The organism is Hydrogenophaga sp. 2FB, assembly GCF_005503365.1.
Taxonomy (GTDB): domain Bacteria; phylum Pseudomonadota; class Gammaproteobacteria; order Burkholderiales; family Burkholderiaceae_C; genus Hydrogenophaga.
On the sequence record NZ_SCML01000006.1, the window covers coordinates 124,786 to 141,405 of the forward strand.

The 16,620-nt window shown below is 65.9% G+C and carries 21 protein-coding genes and 1 riboswitch; of the genes, 16 read left to right on the top strand and 5 right to left on the bottom strand.

From position 1 onward, the window contains the following. The first annotated feature begins 10 nt into the window (after nucleotides 1-10). From folE to FFS09_RS05740, 11 genes are all read left to right on the top strand, one after another. Nucleotides 11-721, top strand: a complete 711-nt coding sequence (gene folE / locus FFS09_RS05690) for a GTP cyclohydrolase I (protein ID WP_252374249.1) — start codon at nucleotides 11-13, stop codon at nucleotides 719-721. A gap of 8 nt (nucleotides 722-729) precedes the next feature. After that, on the top strand, nucleotides 730-1,155 hold the full coding sequence (locus FFS09_RS05695) for a BLUF domain-containing protein (protein ID WP_137917890.1): 426 nt from the start codon (nucleotides 730-732) through the stop codon (nucleotides 1,153-1,155). 70 nt (nucleotides 1,156-1,225) lie between these two features. Beyond that, complete coding sequence (locus FFS09_RS05700) at nucleotides 1,226-2,107, top strand: EamA family transporter (protein WP_137917891.1); 882 nt, start codon at nucleotides 1,226-1,228, stop codon at nucleotides 2,105-2,107. Next, on the top strand, nucleotides 2,104-2,949 hold the full coding sequence (locus tag FFS09_RS05705) for a DUF429 domain-containing protein (RefSeq protein WP_137917892.1): 846 nt from the start codon (nucleotides 2,104-2,106) through the stop codon (nucleotides 2,947-2,949). The genes FFS09_RS05700 and FFS09_RS05705 overlap by 4 nt, the downstream gene beginning before the upstream one ends. 77 nt (nucleotides 2,950-3,026) lie before the next feature. Next, a riboswitch (FMN riboswitch) is annotated at nucleotides 3,027-3,196 on the top strand. Between the two features lie 89 nt (nucleotides 3,197-3,285). After that, nucleotides 3,286-3,786, top strand: a complete 501-nt coding sequence (locus FFS09_RS05710; protein ID WP_137917893.1) for a 6,7-dimethyl-8-ribityllumazine synthase — start codon at nucleotides 3,286-3,288, stop codon at nucleotides 3,784-3,786. Nucleotides 3,787-3,835: 49 nt separating this feature from the next. Beyond that, nucleotides 3,836-4,636 (top strand): helix-turn-helix domain-containing protein, encoded by an 801-nt coding sequence (locus FFS09_RS05715; protein ID WP_137917894.1) that lies wholly within the window; start codon nucleotides 3,836-3,838, stop codon nucleotides 4,634-4,636. An 80-nt stretch (nucleotides 4,637-4,716) separates the two neighbouring features. Next, the gene (locus FFS09_RS05720; RefSeq protein WP_137917895.1) at nucleotides 4,717-5,175 is read left to right on the top strand and encodes a VOC family protein; all 459 of its coding nucleotides are present in this window, start codon (nucleotides 4,717-4,719) and stop codon (nucleotides 5,173-5,175) included. Nucleotides 5,176-5,265: 90 nt separating this feature from the next. Next, nucleotides 5,266-6,360: an MBL fold metallo-hydrolase gene (locus FFS09_RS05725; RefSeq protein ID WP_137917896.1), complete on the top strand. Its 1,095-nt coding sequence runs from the start codon at nucleotides 5,266-5,268 to the stop codon at nucleotides 6,358-6,360. A 32-nt stretch (nucleotides 6,361-6,392) separates the two neighbouring features. Then, a complete protein-coding gene (locus FFS09_RS05730; RefSeq protein WP_137917897.1) occupies nucleotides 6,393-6,800 on the top strand; it encodes a hypothetical protein in 408 nt (135 codons plus the stop codon). Nucleotides 6,801-6,879: 79 nt separating this feature from the next. Beyond that, nucleotides 6,880-7,101 (top strand): hypothetical protein, encoded by a 222-nt coding sequence (locus FFS09_RS05735; RefSeq protein ID WP_137917898.1) that lies wholly within the window; start codon nucleotides 6,880-6,882, stop codon nucleotides 7,099-7,101. Then, the gene (locus FFS09_RS05740) at nucleotides 7,101-7,655 is read left to right on the top strand and encodes a thermonuclease family protein (protein WP_137917899.1); all 555 of its coding nucleotides are present in this window, start codon (nucleotides 7,101-7,103) and stop codon (nucleotides 7,653-7,655) included. The genes FFS09_RS05735 and FFS09_RS05740 overlap by 1 nt, the downstream gene beginning before the upstream one ends. A gap of 9 nt (nucleotides 7,656-7,664) precedes the next feature. Here the strand turns inward: FFS09_RS05740 and FFS09_RS05745 are convergent, their stop codons facing one another. The 3 genes from FFS09_RS05745 to gpmA all read right to left on the bottom strand — a co-directional run bounded on the left by FFS09_RS05745 (nucleotide 7,665) and on the right by gpmA (nucleotide 10,844). Continuing rightward, the gene (locus tag FFS09_RS05745) at nucleotides 7,665-8,417 is read right to left on the bottom strand and encodes a HesA/MoeB/ThiF family protein (RefSeq protein ID WP_137917900.1); all 753 of its coding nucleotides are present in this window, start codon (nucleotides 8,415-8,417) and stop codon (nucleotides 7,665-7,667) included. 50 nt (nucleotides 8,418-8,467) lie between these two features. Beyond that, complete coding sequence (locus FFS09_RS05750; protein WP_137917940.1) at nucleotides 8,468-9,949, bottom strand: S41 family peptidase; 1,482 nt, start codon at nucleotides 9,947-9,949, stop codon at nucleotides 8,468-8,470. Between the two features lie 151 nt (nucleotides 9,950-10,100). Then, a complete protein-coding gene (gene gpmA / locus FFS09_RS05755) occupies nucleotides 10,101-10,844 on the bottom strand; it encodes a 2,3-diphosphoglycerate-dependent phosphoglycerate mutase (RefSeq protein WP_137917901.1) in 744 nt (247 codons plus the stop codon). A gap of 118 nt (nucleotides 10,845-10,962) precedes the next feature. Here gpmA and FFS09_RS05760 point away from each other — a divergent pair, with 118 nt between their 5' ends. The 4 genes from FFS09_RS05760 to FFS09_RS05775 all read left to right on the top strand — a co-directional run bounded on the left by FFS09_RS05760 (nucleotide 10,963) and on the right by FFS09_RS05775 (nucleotide 13,292). Further along, a complete protein-coding gene (locus FFS09_RS05760) occupies nucleotides 10,963-11,373 on the top strand; it encodes a rhodanese-like domain-containing protein (protein WP_137917941.1) in 411 nt (136 codons plus the stop codon). A gap of 41 nt (nucleotides 11,374-11,414) precedes the next feature. After that, the gene (gene grxC / locus FFS09_RS05765; protein WP_137917902.1) at nucleotides 11,415-11,672 is read left to right on the top strand and encodes a glutaredoxin 3; all 258 of its coding nucleotides are present in this window, start codon (nucleotides 11,415-11,417) and stop codon (nucleotides 11,670-11,672) included. 105 nt (nucleotides 11,673-11,777) lie between these two features. Beyond that, entirely contained in the window at nucleotides 11,778-12,236 is a 459-nt protein-coding gene (gene secB, locus FFS09_RS05770; protein ID WP_137917903.1) for a protein-export chaperone SecB, read from the top strand. 33 nt (nucleotides 12,237-12,269) lie between these two features. Further along, a complete protein-coding gene (locus tag FFS09_RS05775) occupies nucleotides 12,270-13,292 on the top strand; it encodes an NAD(P)H-dependent glycerol-3-phosphate dehydrogenase (protein WP_137917904.1) in 1,023 nt (340 codons plus the stop codon). Here FFS09_RS05775 and FFS09_RS05780 read toward each other — a convergent pair whose 3' ends face one another. Together FFS09_RS05780 and panC are read right to left on the bottom strand one after the other, a co-directional pair. Next, on the bottom strand, nucleotides 13,293-13,544 hold the full coding sequence (locus tag FFS09_RS05780; protein ID WP_137917905.1) for a DUF1272 domain-containing protein: 252 nt from the start codon (nucleotides 13,542-13,544) through the stop codon (nucleotides 13,293-13,295). An 18-nt stretch (nucleotides 13,545-13,562) separates the two neighbouring features. Beyond that, a complete protein-coding gene (gene panC, locus FFS09_RS05785) occupies nucleotides 13,563-14,414 on the bottom strand; it encodes a pantoate--beta-alanine ligase (RefSeq protein ID WP_137917906.1) in 852 nt (283 codons plus the stop codon). Between the two features lie 250 nt (nucleotides 14,415-14,664). Here panC and FFS09_RS05790 point away from each other — a divergent pair, with 250 nt between their 5' ends. Then, the gene (locus FFS09_RS05790) at nucleotides 14,665-16,620 is read left to right on the top strand and encodes a hypothetical protein (RefSeq protein ID WP_137917907.1); all 1,956 of its coding nucleotides are present in this window, start codon (nucleotides 14,665-14,667) and stop codon (nucleotides 16,618-16,620) included.

Consider the following 16,620-nt stretch of genomic DNA (forward strand, 5'->3'; position numbering starts at 1 on the left):
CGCATCCGACATGACATCCGCCGCCCCCCCCGACGACGACATCGGCGTGCCCGTGTCGGTCAAGATCCGAGAGCGTGTGAAGGCCGCGCGCCAGCGTTTCCACTCCAACGACAACATCGCCGAGTTCATCCAGCCCGGCGAGCTGGAGCAGCTGCTCGACGAGGTGGCCGACAAGATGCAGGGCGTGCTCGACGCCATGGTCATCGACACCGAGAACGACCACAACACCGGCGACACCGCGCGCCGCGTGGCCAAGATGTACATCAAGGAAGTGTTCAATGGCCGCTACGTCAAGGGCCCGAGCATCACCGAGTTCCCCAACGCCGAACACTTGAACGAGCTGATGATCGTCGGCCCGATCACCGTGCGCAGCGCCTGCAGCCACCACTTCTGCCCGGTCATCGGCAAGCTCTGGATCGGCGTGATGCCCAACGAGCACACCAACGTGATCGGCCTGTCCAAGTACGCGCGCCTGGCCGAATGGATCATGGGCCGCCCGCAGATCCAGGAAGAGGCCGTGGTGCAGCTGGCCGACCTGATCCAGGAAAAGACGCAGCCCGACGGCCTGGCCGTGGTCATGGAAGCCAGCCACTACTGCATGGCCTGGCGCGGCGTGAAGGACATGAACAGCAAGATGATCAACTCGGTCATGCGCGGCGTGTTCCTCAAAGACCCCAACCTGCGGCGCGAATTCCTCTCGCTCATCCCCCGTCAATCCTGAGGCCCATCATGCTGGTACGCCTGCTCTACGTCAGCCGCGCAGTCGACAAGGACTGCTCCAAGGCGATCGACTCCATCCTGGAGGCCTCGCGCCTGCACAACATGGGCAACGGCATCACCGGTGTGCTCTGCTACGGTGGCGGCGTGTTCCTGCAGGCCATCGAAGGCGGACGCGGCGCCGTCAACAAGCTCTACAACCACATCGTGGCCGACCCGCGACACACCGAAGTGGAACTGCTGGAATACGAAGAAATCACCGAACGCCGCTTCGGTGGCTGGACGATGGGGCAGGCGAATCTGTCGAAGATCAACACCTCGATCGTGCTCAAGTATTCCGAGCGGCCCGAGTTCGATCCGTATGCGGTATCGGGCCGTGTTTCACTGGCGCTGCTTGAAGAACTGATGGCCACCGCCAGCATCATCGGCCGCGCCTGAATTTCCCTGTGGGCCGTGAAGCCGCAGCCAGCCCGTCGGGCGCTGCGGCTTTTGCCATTTTTTTGCCACCATGTCCCTGACCGCGTTCAGTCTCATCGTTCTCGCCGGCCTGATCCACGCCTGCTGGAACATCGCCGCCAAGAAGGCCGCGGGCGACGCGCGCTTCGCCTTCTTCACGTCCTTTCTCATGATGCTGTTCTGGGCGCCGCTGGGCTGGTGGCTCGGGCGCGAAGAGGTGCCGCGCTGGGGCGCGACCGAGTGGGGTTTCGTGGTCGCCAGCGGCGTGCTGCACGTCATCTACTACGTCATCCTGCTGCGCGGCTACCGCAAGGCCGACCTCACCGTGGTCTACCCATTGGCGCGGGGCTCGGGGCCGCTGTTGTCCTCGTTGATCGCCATCGTGTTCCTGGGTGAGCGCATCTCGGCCCTGGGTGCCTTGGGCATCGTGGGCGTGGTGGGTGGGGTCTTTCTCATCGCCGGGGGCCCCGGTTTGCTGCGCGCCGCGCACGACCCCAAGGCGCGCAAGCGCGTGCACAAGGGCATGGTCTACGGCGTGACCACGGGCGTCTTCATCGCGGCCTACACGGTGGTCGACGGTTACGCCGTCAAGATCCTGCTGATGTCCCCGATCCTGATCGACTACATGGGCAACTTCGTGCGCGTGGGCCTGCTCGCGCCCAGCGTGCTGCGCGACTTGCCCACCGCCCGCCAACTCTGGCGCACACAATGGCGCTATGCCTTGCTGGTGGCGGTGGTCAGCCCCGTGGCCTACGTGCTGGTGCTGTACGCCATGCGCGAGGCCCCGCTGTCGCACGTGGCGCCCGCGCGCGAGGTGTCGATGCTGTTCGCCGCGCTGATCGGCGGCCACCTGCTCGGCGAGGGCGATCGCTTCGCGCGCATCCTCGGCGCGCTGTGCATCGCGGCGGGTGTGACGGCGCTGGCACTGGGATGAGCGGCTCCACCGCCCTCACCCTGCTGGGCTGCGACTTCACCAGCGCGCCCAGCCGACGCAAGCCGATCACCCTCGCAATGGGGCATGCGGACCGGGGGCGTGTGGTGCTCAACGCGGTGGAACGCTTCGAGACGCTCGACGCCTGGAGCCAGCGCATGGCCGCGCCCGGCCATTGGGTGGGCGGCTTCGACCTGCCGTTCGGCCTGCCGCGCGAACTGGTCACCCAACTGGGCTGGCCCACCGAATGGGCCGCCTGCATGGCGCACTACGCGGCGCTGTCGCGCGAGTCCATTCGCGACAGCTTCGCCGCCTTTTGCGATGCGCGCCCGGTCGGTGGCAAGTTCGCCCACCGCGCCACCGACGGCCCGGCCGGCTCCAGCCCGAGCATGAAGTGGGTCAACCCGCCCGTGGCCTTCATGCTGCATGCCGGTGTGCCGCGCCTGATCGCCGCGGGTGTCACACTGCCCGGCCTGTTCGAGGGCGACGGCACCCGTGTGGGTCTGGAGGCCTACCCGGGCCTGCTCGCGCGCAGCGTGCTCGGCACGGTTTCGTACAAGAGCGACGACAAGGCCAGACAGACGGCCGATCGGCTGATCGCGCGCAAGACCCTCATCAACGCAGTGGAAAACGGCCAGGCACCCATCCTGCAGGCCGTGGGCCTGCGCCTGCGGCTCACACATGCCCAGCGCGACACACTGGCCGACGACCCCAGCGGCGACAGCCTGGACGCCGTGCTGTGCCTGCTGCAGGCGGCCTGGGCCGAGCAGCGGCACCGGGCCGGCCAGCCGCGCTGGGGCCTGCCCGAGTTCGATCCGCTCGAAGGCTGGATCGTCACGGCGTGAAGGGACATCAACCCGCGCGACAGCGTGGGAACCCGGCACTGCCTAGAATGCGCTGGTTCCGGTTTCGTGCCGGACACAAGCGTTCTCAGGGCGGGGTGCAATTCCCCACCGGCGGTGATGGCGGCGTGGCGACACGACCGCACAAGTCCCGCGAGCGCCCACGCGCCGGCCATGTCGGCGCATGGGGTCAGCAGACCCGGTGAGATCCCGGGACCGACGGTCACAGTCCGGATGAAAGAGAGCGCGAGCCATGCACTCCCGTGCGCCCCTGGCGTGTCGGTGGCGCGTGCGCTTGTGCGCCCTGATTTGTTGGCCCCTCCTTTTTCTGAGGACACCATGAATCAGACCGAGTCTTCCCAGCACCTCCACCTCCCCGCCACCCTGCGCTTCGCGTTCGTCGAAGCGTCGTGGCACGCCGACATCGTGCACCAGGCGCGCGATGCCTTCTTCGCCGAAATGGCGCTCGCCGGCTTCGGCGCCGACAGCATCGACGTGTTCGACGTGCCCGGCGCGTTCGAGATCCCCCTGCACGCGCAGCGCCTGGCGCGCTCGGGCCGCTACGCCGCGGTCGTGGGCAGCGCGCTCGTCGTGGACGGCGGCATCTACCGCCACGACTTCGTGTCGCAAACGGTGGTGCAGGCGCTTATGGACGTGCAGCTGGACACCGGCGTGCCGATGATCTCGGCCGTGCTCACGCCGCACCACTTCCACGAACACGCCGAACACCGCAAATACTTCCTGCGCCATTTCGCCGTGAAAGGCACCGAGGCGGCGCAGGCCTGCCTGCAGACCGTCGCGGGCCTGCGCCGGCTCGACGGCGTGCTCAGCGCCGCCTGATGCACGCGCCTTGAGCGCGCGGTGGCGATGGGGTACAACCAGCGTCACCATGTCGCTCCTGCGCTTGCCTTCGCCCGCCTTGCGTCCCTTTGTGGCGCAGGTCTGGGCGAGCGACGATTCCGTCATCGGTGAAGGGACCACATCGCCCTGGCGCGAACACGCGCTGCCCAGTGGCGCGATGCACCTCGTCTTGCGGTTGACCGACAGCCCGCTGCACATCAACGCGCAGCGGGTCGCACCGTCGCTGGTCGGCGGCATGCGTTCGCGTTTCTATGTGCGGGAGTCGCGCGAGCCGTCGTGCTCCGTGGGCGCGGTGCTGAGGCCCGGCGCGGCCGCCTGCCTGTTCGGCGTGAACGCGGGCGAACTGGCCGAGCGGCACACGTCCCTGGAGGACCTCTGGGGGTTGGCCGCATGTCATCTGCGCGACCGTTTGCTCGCGCTGCACCGACCCGAAGACCGCCTGGCGCTGCTCGAAGCCGAGCTCGCGGCGCGCCTGCCGCGCGTGCACGGGCTGCACCCCGCCGTGGCCAACGCGCTGGCGCAATTCCAGGCCGGTGCCTCGGTGGCCGCTGCGGTGCGCCACGGCGGCGTGAGCCACCGCCGTTTCATCGAACTGTTCCGCCAGAGCGTGGGCCTGGCGCCGAAGACGTTTCTGCGCGTGCAGCGTTTTCAGCGCGCCTTGCCGGCCTTGCGCGCGGGCCCGTCCCTGGCGGCCGTGGCGGTGGACCTGGGCTACAGCGACCAGTCGCACTTCAACCGCGAATTCCTGGCGTTCAGCGGGGTCACGCCGCTGGCCTATCGCGAGAGCAGCGGGGCCGAGATGAACCACCTGCCCGTGAAAGGCGGTTGAGGTCAATTTTTTTCTATACCCCGGCACGATCCGTGGGGAAGATGTGTGTTCCCTCCATCCGTTTGTCCACGAGGTGACCCATGAAGATCGAAGAAGTCTTTGCCTATCTCTGCGTGTCCGACGCGAACGCCGCCATCGCGTTCTACCAACGCGCTTTCGGTGCCACCGAGAAATTCCGCCTCACCGAACCCGGCGGCCGCATCGGCCATGCGGAGATGGCCTTCGGCCCGATGACCATCATGCTGAGCGAGGAGTACCCGGAATACGGCATCCGCTCGGCCTCCACGATCGGCGCCACGCCCGTGTCCATCCACCTGCACGTCGACAACGCGGACCGCATGATCGAACAGGCCCTGAACGCCGGCGCCACGCTGGAGCGCGCCGCGCAGGACGCGTTCTATGGCGAGCGTTCAGGGGTTGTGCGCGATCCTTTTGGCCACCGCTGGCTGATCGGGCACCACATCGAGGACGTCAGCACCGACGAAATGCAGCGCCGCTACACAGCCGTGATGAACTCGGGCGAGCAGGGCGCGGGCTGACGCCGCGGGATTCGATAAATCTTCAGCGGGGTATCGACGCCGACCGGCAGGACGGGCACCATGCACGGGTCTCATCCACCCGGCGTTTGTATGTCCCTGCTCCCGCGCGTTCTTGCTTCGGTTTGCCTGCTCGCCATCGCCGTGGGCCTGTTCGCGGGGTGCACGGCGCACTCCAGTGAATCGAACCGCCCTGCCTCCGCCCAGCGCGGTGACGACGGCCTGTTTCGCAACCCGCCCGACCCGAGCGACCGGCCCACCCAAGGCACCTGGACCATCTGGAGCCGCTTCCTGTTCGAAACCCAGGAGGGTGCCGAGCCGCGCGATGCGATTCCCGTGCGCCGCATCGATCGCGCCACGCTCGACGCGCTGGACCCGGCGGCCAACCACATCGTGCGCCTGGGCCATTCCTCGCACCTGCTCAAGTTGCGCGGCCAGTTCTGGTTGATCGACCCGGTGTTCAGCGAGCGCGTCTCGCCCGTGCAATGGGCCGGCCCGAAGCGCTTCCACGCGCCACCCCTGTCGCTGGAAGAACTGCCGCCCATCGAAGGGCTGATTCTTTCGCACGACCACTACGACCACCTTGACGAGGCCACCATCGCCTACCTGCGCGAACGCGTGCAGCGCTACTTTGTCCCGCTGGGGCTGCGCGCGAGGCTGCAAGAGATGGGCGTGGACCCGCAACGCGTGGAGGAGTTCGACTGGTGGCAGCGCGGCAGTCACGCTGGTGTGCAACTCACGGCCGCGCCCGCGCACCATTTCTCCGGCCGCACGCTGTGGGACCGCAACAGCACCCTGTGGGCCTCGTGGCTCATCCAGAGCGGTGAGGAACGCATCTACTTCAGTGGCGACTCGGGCTACTTCGAAGGCTTCAAGACCATCGGCGAACGCGCTGGGCGCATCGACATCGCCCTGCTGGAAAACGGCGCCTACGACAGCTACTGGCCTTCCGTGCACATGTCGCCCGAGGAAACCGTGCAGGCGTTCAAGGACCTGCGGGCGCGGCAGCTGTACCTGGTGCACAACAGCACCTTCAACCTGGGCTTCCACCCCTGGTCCGAACCCATGAACCGTGTGGCCGACATCGCCGAGCGCGAAGGTCTGCCGCTGGCCACACCGGCCATTGGCGAGGTGCTCACGGTGGGCCAGCCGCGCCAGAACGAGCGCTGGTGGAAAGGCTTGCGCTAAGCTGCGCTCGAGATCTCAGGAGGAGGATGCACATGTTCCCTTGGCTCTTTCTGTGGGCGCCGCAGCTGCAGCTGCCCTTCAGCGGCGATGTCGCGCAGCGCATCGAACCCCGCACGCAATGGTTCTTTGACGGTATCGACACGGCGTCCGGCGACCCGGTGATCGAGCGCAAGGCCTTTGAGGTCGCCACCTACGGCCGCCAGCTCGGCTTGATCACCGAGTTGCTGCTCGACATGGCGGCGCAGACACCGCCGCGCACCAAGGCCGGCCGAGCGTCGCGCCAGCGCTTGCTGGCCATCCAGGCCGAGATCGAGCGCATCAAGACCGAAGACGCGGCGAGCCAGGTGCAGATGGTGGAAGCCGGACTGCGCCGCCTCAAGACCCACCACAAGGCCGAATACGAGGCGCTGCGCGCACGCTTGCAGTTGGCGCTGGGCTAGTGGTGCATCATGGCTGCCTGCGTTGCACCGTCGGCAGTCGGGCCGGGCGGTGGCAGCGCAGCCATTGGAGAGAATCCCCATGAACGCAGCCAGATTGGTCGGTATCGTCCTCATCGTCGCCGGTGTGCTCGGCCTCGTGTACGGCAGCTTCAGCTACACCAAGGACACCGAAGCCGTGAAGCTGGGTCCGCTGGAGCTGTCGGTGAAGCAGAAGGAAACCGTCAATGTGCCGGTGTGGGCCGGCGTCGGCGCGATCGTGATCGGCGCGGCGTTGCTGGTGTTGGGCGGCAAGAAAGGGTGATGCGGGCGCACGACTGCAGCCGCACCCTTCGTGGCGCAATCCTGGTGCTGGCGGGCGCGTGCGGCGGCGTGTTCTCTTCGGGCATCGCCGCGGCGGACGAACCGCCCGCGGAGACGGTCTACGCCGCGCGCGTCAGCCGCGTGTTCGATGGTGACACGTTGTGGGTCAAGCCCCTGGATGGCGGCCGGTACCGCAAGCTGCGCATCAACGGCATCGACGCGCCCGAAATCTGCCAGAACGGTGGTGCCGCGTCGCGCGATGTCCTGGCCAGGCGCGTGCTGAACCAGGTCATCGAGGTGCGTGAGCGTGGGCACGACGACTACGGTCGCGGCATCGTGAAGCTGAGGCACCAGGACGAGGACATCGCCGCCTGGATGGTGGTTCAAGGCCAGGCGTGGTCGTACCGCTGGGGTCGCAGCATCGGGCCGTTCAAAAAAGAAGAAGCACAGGCCCGGCAGGCGCGCAGAGGGCTGTTCGCCGATGCGTCGGCGGAGTTGCCGCGCGCGTTCCGCCAGCGCCACGGGCCCTGCCCCATGCCGGGGCCCTCGCGCTGAGAACAGCGCTCAGTGCGGCTGGCCGCACACTGCGCACTGCGGGTTCTGCGGCAGCGCGATCGAGGTGAACGCAAGATCGCGCCCATCGATCATGAGCAGGCGGCCCGTGATGCGCGAACCCAGTCCCGTGAGCAGCTTGAGCGCCTCGGCCGCCTGCATGGTGCCCACGATGCCGACCAGCGGCGCGAACACGCCCATGGTGGCGCACAGGGCTTCTTCCACGCCGGCGTCTTCGGGGAACACACAGGCGTAACACGGGTTGCCGGGGGTCCTTGAGTCGTACACGCCGAGCTGGCCGTCCATGCGGATCGCCGCGCCCGACACCAGCGGTTTGCGGTGCGCCACGCAGGCGCGGTTGATGGCGTGGCGGGTGGTGAAGTTGTCGGTGCAGTCGAGCACCACGTCGGCTTGGGCCACCAGCGCATCCAGCAGCGCGGCGTCGGCGCGTTGCACCACGGGCGTGACCACCACGTCGGGGTTGATCGCGGCAACCGCGTCGCGCACCGACTCGGCCTTGGCGTGGCCCACGCGCGCGAGGTTGTGGGCGATCTGGCGCTGCAGGTTGGTCTCGTCGACCGTGTCGTGGTCCACCACGGTGATGCGGCCCACACCCGCGCTGCCCAGGTACAGCGCCACGGGTGAACCGAGGCCGCCCGCGCCGATCACCAGGGCATGCGAGGCCAGCAACGCCTCCTGGCCTTCGACGCCGAGTTCGTTGAGCAGGATGTGGCGCGAGTAGCGCAGGAGCTGAGCGTCGTCCAAGGGTCGCGCCGCGGGTTTGGGGTACGCCGTACCCCAAACCGCGGGTTCCGTCAGTTTTCTTTTTTCTCTTCGGTGCGCACTTCCAGCGTCTTGCTGACCACCACCGGGCGGCCTTTGAGCTGGTTGAGCGCCTGCTGGAGCTGGAAGTCCTTGTCGGTGCCGAACTCGGGCACCAGGCGCTGGTTCGGGTTCCGCTTGGCTTCTTCCTCCAGGCGCTTGCGAGCGGCTTCGCGGGCTTCATCGCGCTGCTGTGCGGCCGCACGTTCGGCATCCGTCAGGGCCGCGCCGTTCTTGCCGGGTTCGGGGCCGTTTTCCAGGTGCTTCTGCAGGTCGGCCTCGCGGGTGCGCAGGGCGGCGAACACGTTGCCTTCGAGCGTTTCGTCCACCATCACGTCGGGCACGATGCCCTTGGCCTGGATGGAGTTGCCCGATGGGGTGTAGTAGCGTGCGGTGGTGAGCTTCACGCCGGTGTCGGGGCCCAGAGGGCGCACCGTCTGCACCGAGCCCTTGCCGAAGGTCTGGCTGCCCAGGATGGCGGCGCGCTTGTGGTCTTGCAGCGCACCGGCCACGATTTCGCTGGCCGAGGCGGAGCCTTCGTTGACCAGCACCACCAGTGGCACCTTCTTGAGCGCGCCCTTGGTGACGTCGTTCAGGCGCTTGACGGGGTCGCTCCCGGCACGGCGCAGGTAGTGCTGCGGAATCGCCTTGTAGACGAACTTGCTGTCTTCCAGCTGCCCGTTGGTGGACACCACGGTCACGTTCTCGGGCAGGAACGCCGCCGAGAGCGCCACGGCCGCGTCGAGCAGGCCGCCGGGGTCGTTGCGCAGATCGAGCACCAGACCCTTGAGGTTGGGGTCGGCCTTGTACAGGTCTTCCACCTTGCGGGAGAAGTCCTCGATCGTGCGTTCCTGGAACTGTGACACCCGGACCCAGGCGTAGCCAGGTTCCACCATGCGCGATTTGACGCTCTGCGTCTTGATCTCTTCGCGCATGATCGTGACCGGGAAGCTGCGGTTCTCGTCCTTGCGGAAGATGTTGAGCAGCACCTTGGTGCGGGGCTCGCCGCGCATGAGCTTGACGGCGTCGTTGATGGACAGGCCCTTGACCGCCGTGTCGTCGATCTTGGTGATCAGGTCATTGGTCTTGAGGCCGGCGCGGAACGCGGGCGAATCCTCGATCGGCGAGACGACCTTGACCAGACCGTCTTCCATCGTGATCTCGATGCCCACGCCGACGAAGCGACCGGAGGTGCCTTCGCGGAATTCCTTGAACGACTTCTTGTCGAAGTACTGGGAATGCGGGTCGAGGCTGGCGACCATGCCCGTGATCGCCTCGGAGATGAGTTTCTTCTCGTCAACGGGTTCGACATAGTCGCTCTTGACCATGCCGAACACGGCCGCGAGCTGCTGCAGCTCTTCCAGCGGCAAGGGGGCGAGCGAGCCCCGTGCAACCGCCTGCAATTGCACCGTGGTCAAGGCCCCGGCGATCGCGCCAGCAGCCACCCAGCCAACGATCTTGAGCTTGTGGCCCACCTGTTTTGCCATCGAAATACCCCAGTAAAAAAGCCCGTGCAGGGCCTGCGAGACCCTGTCGGGTCAATATACACCTTGGAGCTTTATGAAGTGCTTCGGTTCCCTTGTGTCCACGTGCTGCAATTTCCGCAGCGCGTGAACAAGGTCCGCTTCAGGCCTTGCCTTGGGCCGCCACGGCGGCCGCGGCTTTTGCGGCCGCCGCCGCATCACCCAGGTAGTAGTGCTTGATCGGTTTGAGCTCCGCATCGAGCTCATAGACCAGCGGAATGCCGTTGGGGATGTTGAGGCCGACGATGTCGCTGTCGGAAATGCCGTCGAGGTACTTCACCAGCGCGCGGATGCTGTTGCCGTGCGCGGCCACGACCACGCGCTTGCCGGCCTTGATGGCAGGGGCCATGGCCTCGTTCCAGAACGGCAGCACGCGTGCCACGGTGTCCTTGAGGCACTCGGTCAGCGGCACATCCTCGGGCTTGAGGCGGTCGTAACGGCGGTCGCCGCGCTCGCTGCGCGGGTCGGTGGGCTCCAGCGCGGGTGGCGGCGTGTCGTAGCTGCGGCGCCAGACCAGCACCTGCGCGTCACCGTATTGCTTGGCCATGTCGGCCTTGTTCAGGCCTTGCAGAGCGCCGTAATGGCGCTCGTTCAGGCGCCAGCTGTGCACCACCGGCAACCAGGTGCGGTCCATCTCGTCGAGGGTGTGCCACAGCGTGCGCGTGGCGCGCTTGAGCACGCTGGTGTAGGCCAGGTCGAAGTCGTAGCCCCCGTCCTTGAGCAGGCGGCCGGCGTTTTTGGCCTGTTCCAGACCGGTGGCGGTGAGGTCCACGTCGGTCCAGCCGGTGAAGCGGTTTTCCAGGTTCCAGGTGGATTCGCCATGGCGAATCAGGACGAGTTTGTGCATGGCAGGGGAGCGTGCGTTGAAGGGCGGAGGGGAGATGAAAGTGGATGCGCTGGCGGGAAGACCCGGCGCGACGCAACCGGGCATTCTAAAATCCCGGGCTTACTCGAAAGGTGTATCTGTGAGTTTCTTTATCGACAACTGGGTTTTGATCGCCGTGGCCCTTACCTCCGGGGCCTTCCTGCTCTGGCCGCTGGTCGCCGCGGGCGGGCGCGCCGGCTCCCTCAACACGACGGAGGCCGTGCAGCTCATGAACCGCGAAAAGGCGTTCGTGGTGGACGTGCGCGATGCCGCCGCTTTTGCGGAAGGCCATGTGATCGGCGCGAAGAACGTGCCACTGGGCGAGCTCGAGGCCAAACTGCCGGGCACCATCAAGAACAAGGCCGCCAAGCTCGTTTTCGTGTGCGCGAACGGCGCTGCGGCCAACCGGGGTGTGGCGATCGCGAAGAAGCTCGGTTACGAGAACGCGCAATCCCTGACCGGCGGCATGGGCGCTTGGGTCAAGGCCAACCTGCCGGTCGAAAAAACCTGATCATTGCGGCTGTTTTTTTTTCAGCCCGTCGGGTTTTTCACATGGCAAAAGTCAAGATGTTCACCAGTGCGTATTGCCCGTATTGCAACAGGGCCCGGGCCTTGCTCGATCGCAAGGGCGTGGTGGATCTCGAAGAGATTTTTGTCGATGGCAAGCCCGAGTTGCGTGCCCACATGACCCAATTGACCGGGCGCACCAGCGTGCCGCAGATCTTCATCGGCGACACGCACGTGGGCGGTTGTGACGACCTGCACGCGCTCGAAGGCCGCGGCGGGCTCGAGCCTTTGTTGCAGGCCTGAGCCGCCAACGTGTCTTGTCGGGCTGACATAATCGGCCCCGTGCCCGCCGCAGGGACTTGATCTCCGGCGGGTTTGTTTTTGCTTCCATCTTTTCGAGACACCACCATGGCAGAAAACCAGGACCCCATCTTCCAGATCCAGCGCGTCTACCTCAAGGAAGCCTCGCTGGAGCAGCCGAATTCCCCGGCGATCCTGCTCGAGCAGGAGCAACCCACCGTGGACATCCAGCTCGGCGTGGAAGCGGGTTCGGTGGCCGACGGCGTCTTCGAAGTCTGCGTGACCGCCACGGTGACCACCAAGATCAAGGACAAGACGGTGTTTCTGGTCGAAGCCAAGCAGGCCGGCATCTTCGAGATCCGCAACCTGCCGGAAGACCAGATGGGCCCGATCATGGGCATCGCCTGCCCGCAGATCGTCTACCCCTACCTGCGCAGCAACGTGGCCGACATTGTTCAGCGCGGTGGTTTCCCGCCGGTGCACCTGGCCGAAATCAACTTCCAGGCGATGTACGAACAACAGCAGGCGCAAGCCGCTGACGACGCACCGCGCATCGTCACGCAATAACGCGCCGACCATCGGTTGCTGGCCCAACGCCCGATGAACATCGTCGTGCTCGGAGCCGGTGCCTGGGGCACCGCGCTGGCCATTGGCGCGGCTGCGCAGGGCAGTGACGCGCGCCGCGTCACGCTGTGGGCGCGTGACGCACAACAGGCCAGCGACATGCAGGCCCATCGCGAGAACCGCCGCTACCTGCCCGGCGTGGCGCTGCCCCCTTCGCTGAACATTCTTGCCGGATCGCTGGACAGCGCTGCGGCGGACCTGGCGCGTGCGGACCTCGTGGTCATCGGCACGCCCATGTCCGGCCTGCGCGGCATGCTGCAGGTGTTGGCCGAATATCCCGGGCCCGTGGCCTGGCTCTGCAAGGGCTTCGAGGCGTCGCTGGGCGACGGGTCGGTGGTCGGTTTGCTCGGCCATGAAGTGCGCGCCCAGGTGGCGCCCCGGCTCAAGGGCGCCGTGCTCAGTGGCCCCAGTTTTGCCCAGGAAGTGGCGAAGGGCCAGCCCTCGGCGCTGGTGGCCGCGAGCGAACATGCGGACGTGCGCGAGATGCTGGTGGCCGCGTTTCACAGCACGGCGCTGCGCGTCTATGCCAACGACGACATCGTTGGCGTGGAAGTGGGCGGCGCGGTGAAGAACGTGCTGGCGATCGCCACGGGCCTGTGTGACGGCCTGAACCTCGGTCTCAACGCGCGCGCCGCGCTGATCACGCGTGGTCTCGCGGAGATGACCCGTCTGGGCGTGGCCTTGGGCGCGCGCGTCGACACCTTCATGGGCTTGTCGGGCCTCGGCGACCTGGTGCTCACCGCGACTGGCGATCTCTCGCGCAACCGCAAGGTGGGTCAATTGCTGGCCCAGGGCATGAGCCTGTCGCAAGCGGTGGCGTCGCTGGGCCACGTGGCCGAAGGCGTCTACAGCGCGCGCACCGTGGTGCAGCGCGCGCGCCTGCTCGGGGTGGACATGCCCATCAGCGAGGGCGTGGTGGCGCTGCTGGAAGGGCGCTTGCAGCCCGCGCAGGCCGTGGCCGAACTCATGGGGCGCGACCCCAAGGACGAAGGCCTGTAGTCAGGCCGGTTTCGCCGCGCAGCCTTCGGGCTTGAACACCCGGTCGGTCGAGGCGGGGTTGCGCGCCAGCGCTGCCGCTGGCCGGCGCGGGCGGCGGACCAGTTCACCGCCGCAGTTGGGGCAGATGTGGTGCAACCGGACCTCGGCACAATCGCTGCAGAACGTGCATTCGAAGGTGCAGATGCGCGCCTCGGTGCTCTCATTGGGCAGGTCGCGGTTGCAGCATTCGCAATTCGGTCGCAGTTGCAACATGGCGTGTCCTCCCGGTGGTCAGACCTCGAAGTTGTCGATCAGGCGCGTCTTGCCCAGGCGCGCGGCGCCCAGCACCACCAGCGGGTCGCCAGCTTGCGGGGTTTGCAGGTCGATGCGGCGGCGCACGGTGAGGTAGTCCGGTTGCCAGCCGCGCGCGGCCAGGTCTTTCATGGCGCGTTCTTCGAGCGCCGGCAAATGGCGCGCCAGACCATCGGCGGCGGCCAGGGCGTCACGGCCCAGCGCGCGCAGCGCGAGGGAAAGTTGCACCGCTTCGGCGCGCTCGCTCTCGCTGAGGTAGCCGTTGCGCGAACTCAGCGCCAGGCCATCGGCCGCGCGCTGCGTGGGCACGCTCACGATCTCGATGGGCAGCGCGAACTGCCGCACCATGCGCCGGATCACCATCTGTTGCTGGTAGTCCTTCTGCCCGAAAACCGCGTAGCGCGGCCCTTTGGCCTCGGTCAGCGCGCACTGGAACAACTTCATCACCACGGTGCACACGCCCATGAAGAAGCCGGGGCGGAAATGGCCTTCCAGGATGTCGGCCAGCTCGGTCGGTGGCTGCACCTTGAAGCCCTGAGGCTCGGGGTACAGCTCTTTTTCCGACGGCGCAAACACCACGTCGCAGCCCTCGGCGGCGAGCTTGTCGCAGTCGGCCTGGAGCGTGCGGGGATAGGTGTCGAAATCTTCGTGCGGCGCGAACTGCAGGCGGTTGACGAAGATGCTGGCGACCGTCACGTCGCCCAGGGGCTTGGCGGCGCGCACCAGGTCGAGGTGGCCGGAGTGCAGGTTGCCCATGGTGGGCACCAGGGCCGGTGCGTTGAAAGGTCGCAGCGCGGCGCGCAGCTCTTCGATGGTGTGAACGAGTTTCATGCGGTGATCAGGTTGGGCCGCAGCGGCCGGCCGGGTGAGATTATCGCCGCGCGCCGATGGCCGCCGCCATGGGCGGCAACGGGTATGTACGGTGGCTTCCGTGGTTCTGCCCGAGGTGGGGGGAGGATCGTCGGGCCGGATACGGGGGAACCGTACTCACCCCCTGGTTACTTAACGACTTGTAAGCGATGGATGGCGCCCGCCGGTCCGTTGGACTGCCGTTGTCCCGCAAGTTGAAGAAGGACCGTCCATGAGCACCTTGAACAACAAGCCGATTGCGCCACTGAGCAACCCCGTTTCTCCACCGAGGCCGCAGACGAGCGCACCCGATATCAATACAGTGACTGGCAATTCGGGTGCCACGCAGGTCCCACCGAGCAGGCCACGCGCCGCAGGCGGCGGGAATCTTGGCCTCACACCGCGGCTGATCAAAACCGAGACGGCCGAACCCGCTCGCGCCGCGTCGGTAGAGGCGCAGTGGAGGCAGAAAGCTCAGGACGTCGTTTTGGCCGCAGACAAGTGTCTGAACGATGTCATGGTTGCGCTGACGGATGGAGACTTCAAAGGTGTTCCGAAGGCGTGCAAGGCTGTGGCTAAAGCATTGGCGCCCATCGTCGACAGGAGAGCGAAGAAGGCGGAGGACGACTCCATGAACGCGGAGGCGGCTACAAGGAAGGCGGCGGAGTCCTCGAAAAAATCGCCGGATGCCGCAGAGAAAGCGGTGAAAGCCGCGCGGAAACTCGCTTCGTTCAGGCAGGAGCTGGGTATTGATGCAAAGACGCCGGGCATCGTGGAGTTCACAGCGGATGCGTGTGGCGATCGCTTGCATCACCAACTGCCCAAATTGAAGGACGGTCAACTCGCCGTTCTGAATGAAAACCTCGAAAAGTTTTTGGTGCTTGCCAAAGGCCCCCAGAAGGGTTCTTCCCCAACTTCGGCTCCAGAAGATGTTGTTCCCCATCAATTGCAGTTCTCGGTCAAGGCAGAACTTCTGAACCGCATGATGCAAAAGAACAAGGACAGCAGCGATGCGGGCACCATCAGCAAGTTCACCAAAGACGAACTTGTCGAGCTGCGCGATCTGACCACCTCACTCGATCGCATGGCGAGATCAGGCACGCCTGCCGAGGCCACGCTCCCTGGCACGCGGTTCACGTTGACCAGAATCCGGGACATTGACCAGCTTGCCCAGTCGCGCCTGGGCGCCATTCTCACGACAGAGGGTGCTATAGCCCGGGTAGAGGGCGCTGAGAAGCGCCTCAAGGGCAACGATCTGGCCCAGCTCAAGCGATTGAAAGGGGCGGTTGACTTCCTGGTCACCAACGGGGTCAAGCTCACAAACGTTTCTCTTGTGCAACTCCAAAAGGACGTCGGTGTCCGCATCCAACAAGTCGAACAAGCGAAAGCAGACGCGCTGATCACGCCCGAGATGCGAAAGGGCCCATCCGGCACGTTCAAAGCCAAGCTCCTGAGCGATGAGGTACTGATGAAGCTCATGGGTGCGTTTCTGCTGGAAGACGACCTGACGCCAGAGCTTGAAGATGCCAAGAAAGAGGTGGAAGACATTCTCAACATGCGCCGGTCCAACGTTGCAGCCGATTTCAGTGATGCGCTCCTTGACGCGTTGGACGCCGCGGGAACAGCTCAGTCCATGATGAAACTGCTGAAATCTATGGTCGTCGCTGAAAAGTCTTTGGCCACTTTCAATGCGTTGAACTGGGACAAGAGCGATGTACGCGTCTCCCAGTGGATGGGAGATGTGGTTCGTGGCCCCAAACAGCCTGCAAAACGCGTCGGCCCGAATCCATTCAACGCGGCGGAGGTCGCCGCTTACGTTGTCCCGAAGAACCCAGAGCCCAAACTGGCCTCCGTCCCGCCAGTCCGCGACAGGGAGGGAATGGTGTCCTTGCTCGACGATTTGACGAGTGGGGATGGCCGGATCATTCGGGATTTGTTGGCGGCCAGTCAAGTCGACGTGAGCGGGCCAGCCGTCGCCTACCTGGACTTGTTGACCCACACGTTCAACCTGCTGTTGGGCGACCGAAGTACGCCGTCGACGCCACGCGCCGTGAAGGCAGCAGACTTGACACCTGCAGGCCTCGCTGCACTTCAATCCACGCTGAATCTGACGGTAAAAAGTGGTCGACTCGTCGAGTTCAAGGCCGTTGCCCAGCCCACCACAACGCCGCGGCCACAGAAGAGCTGA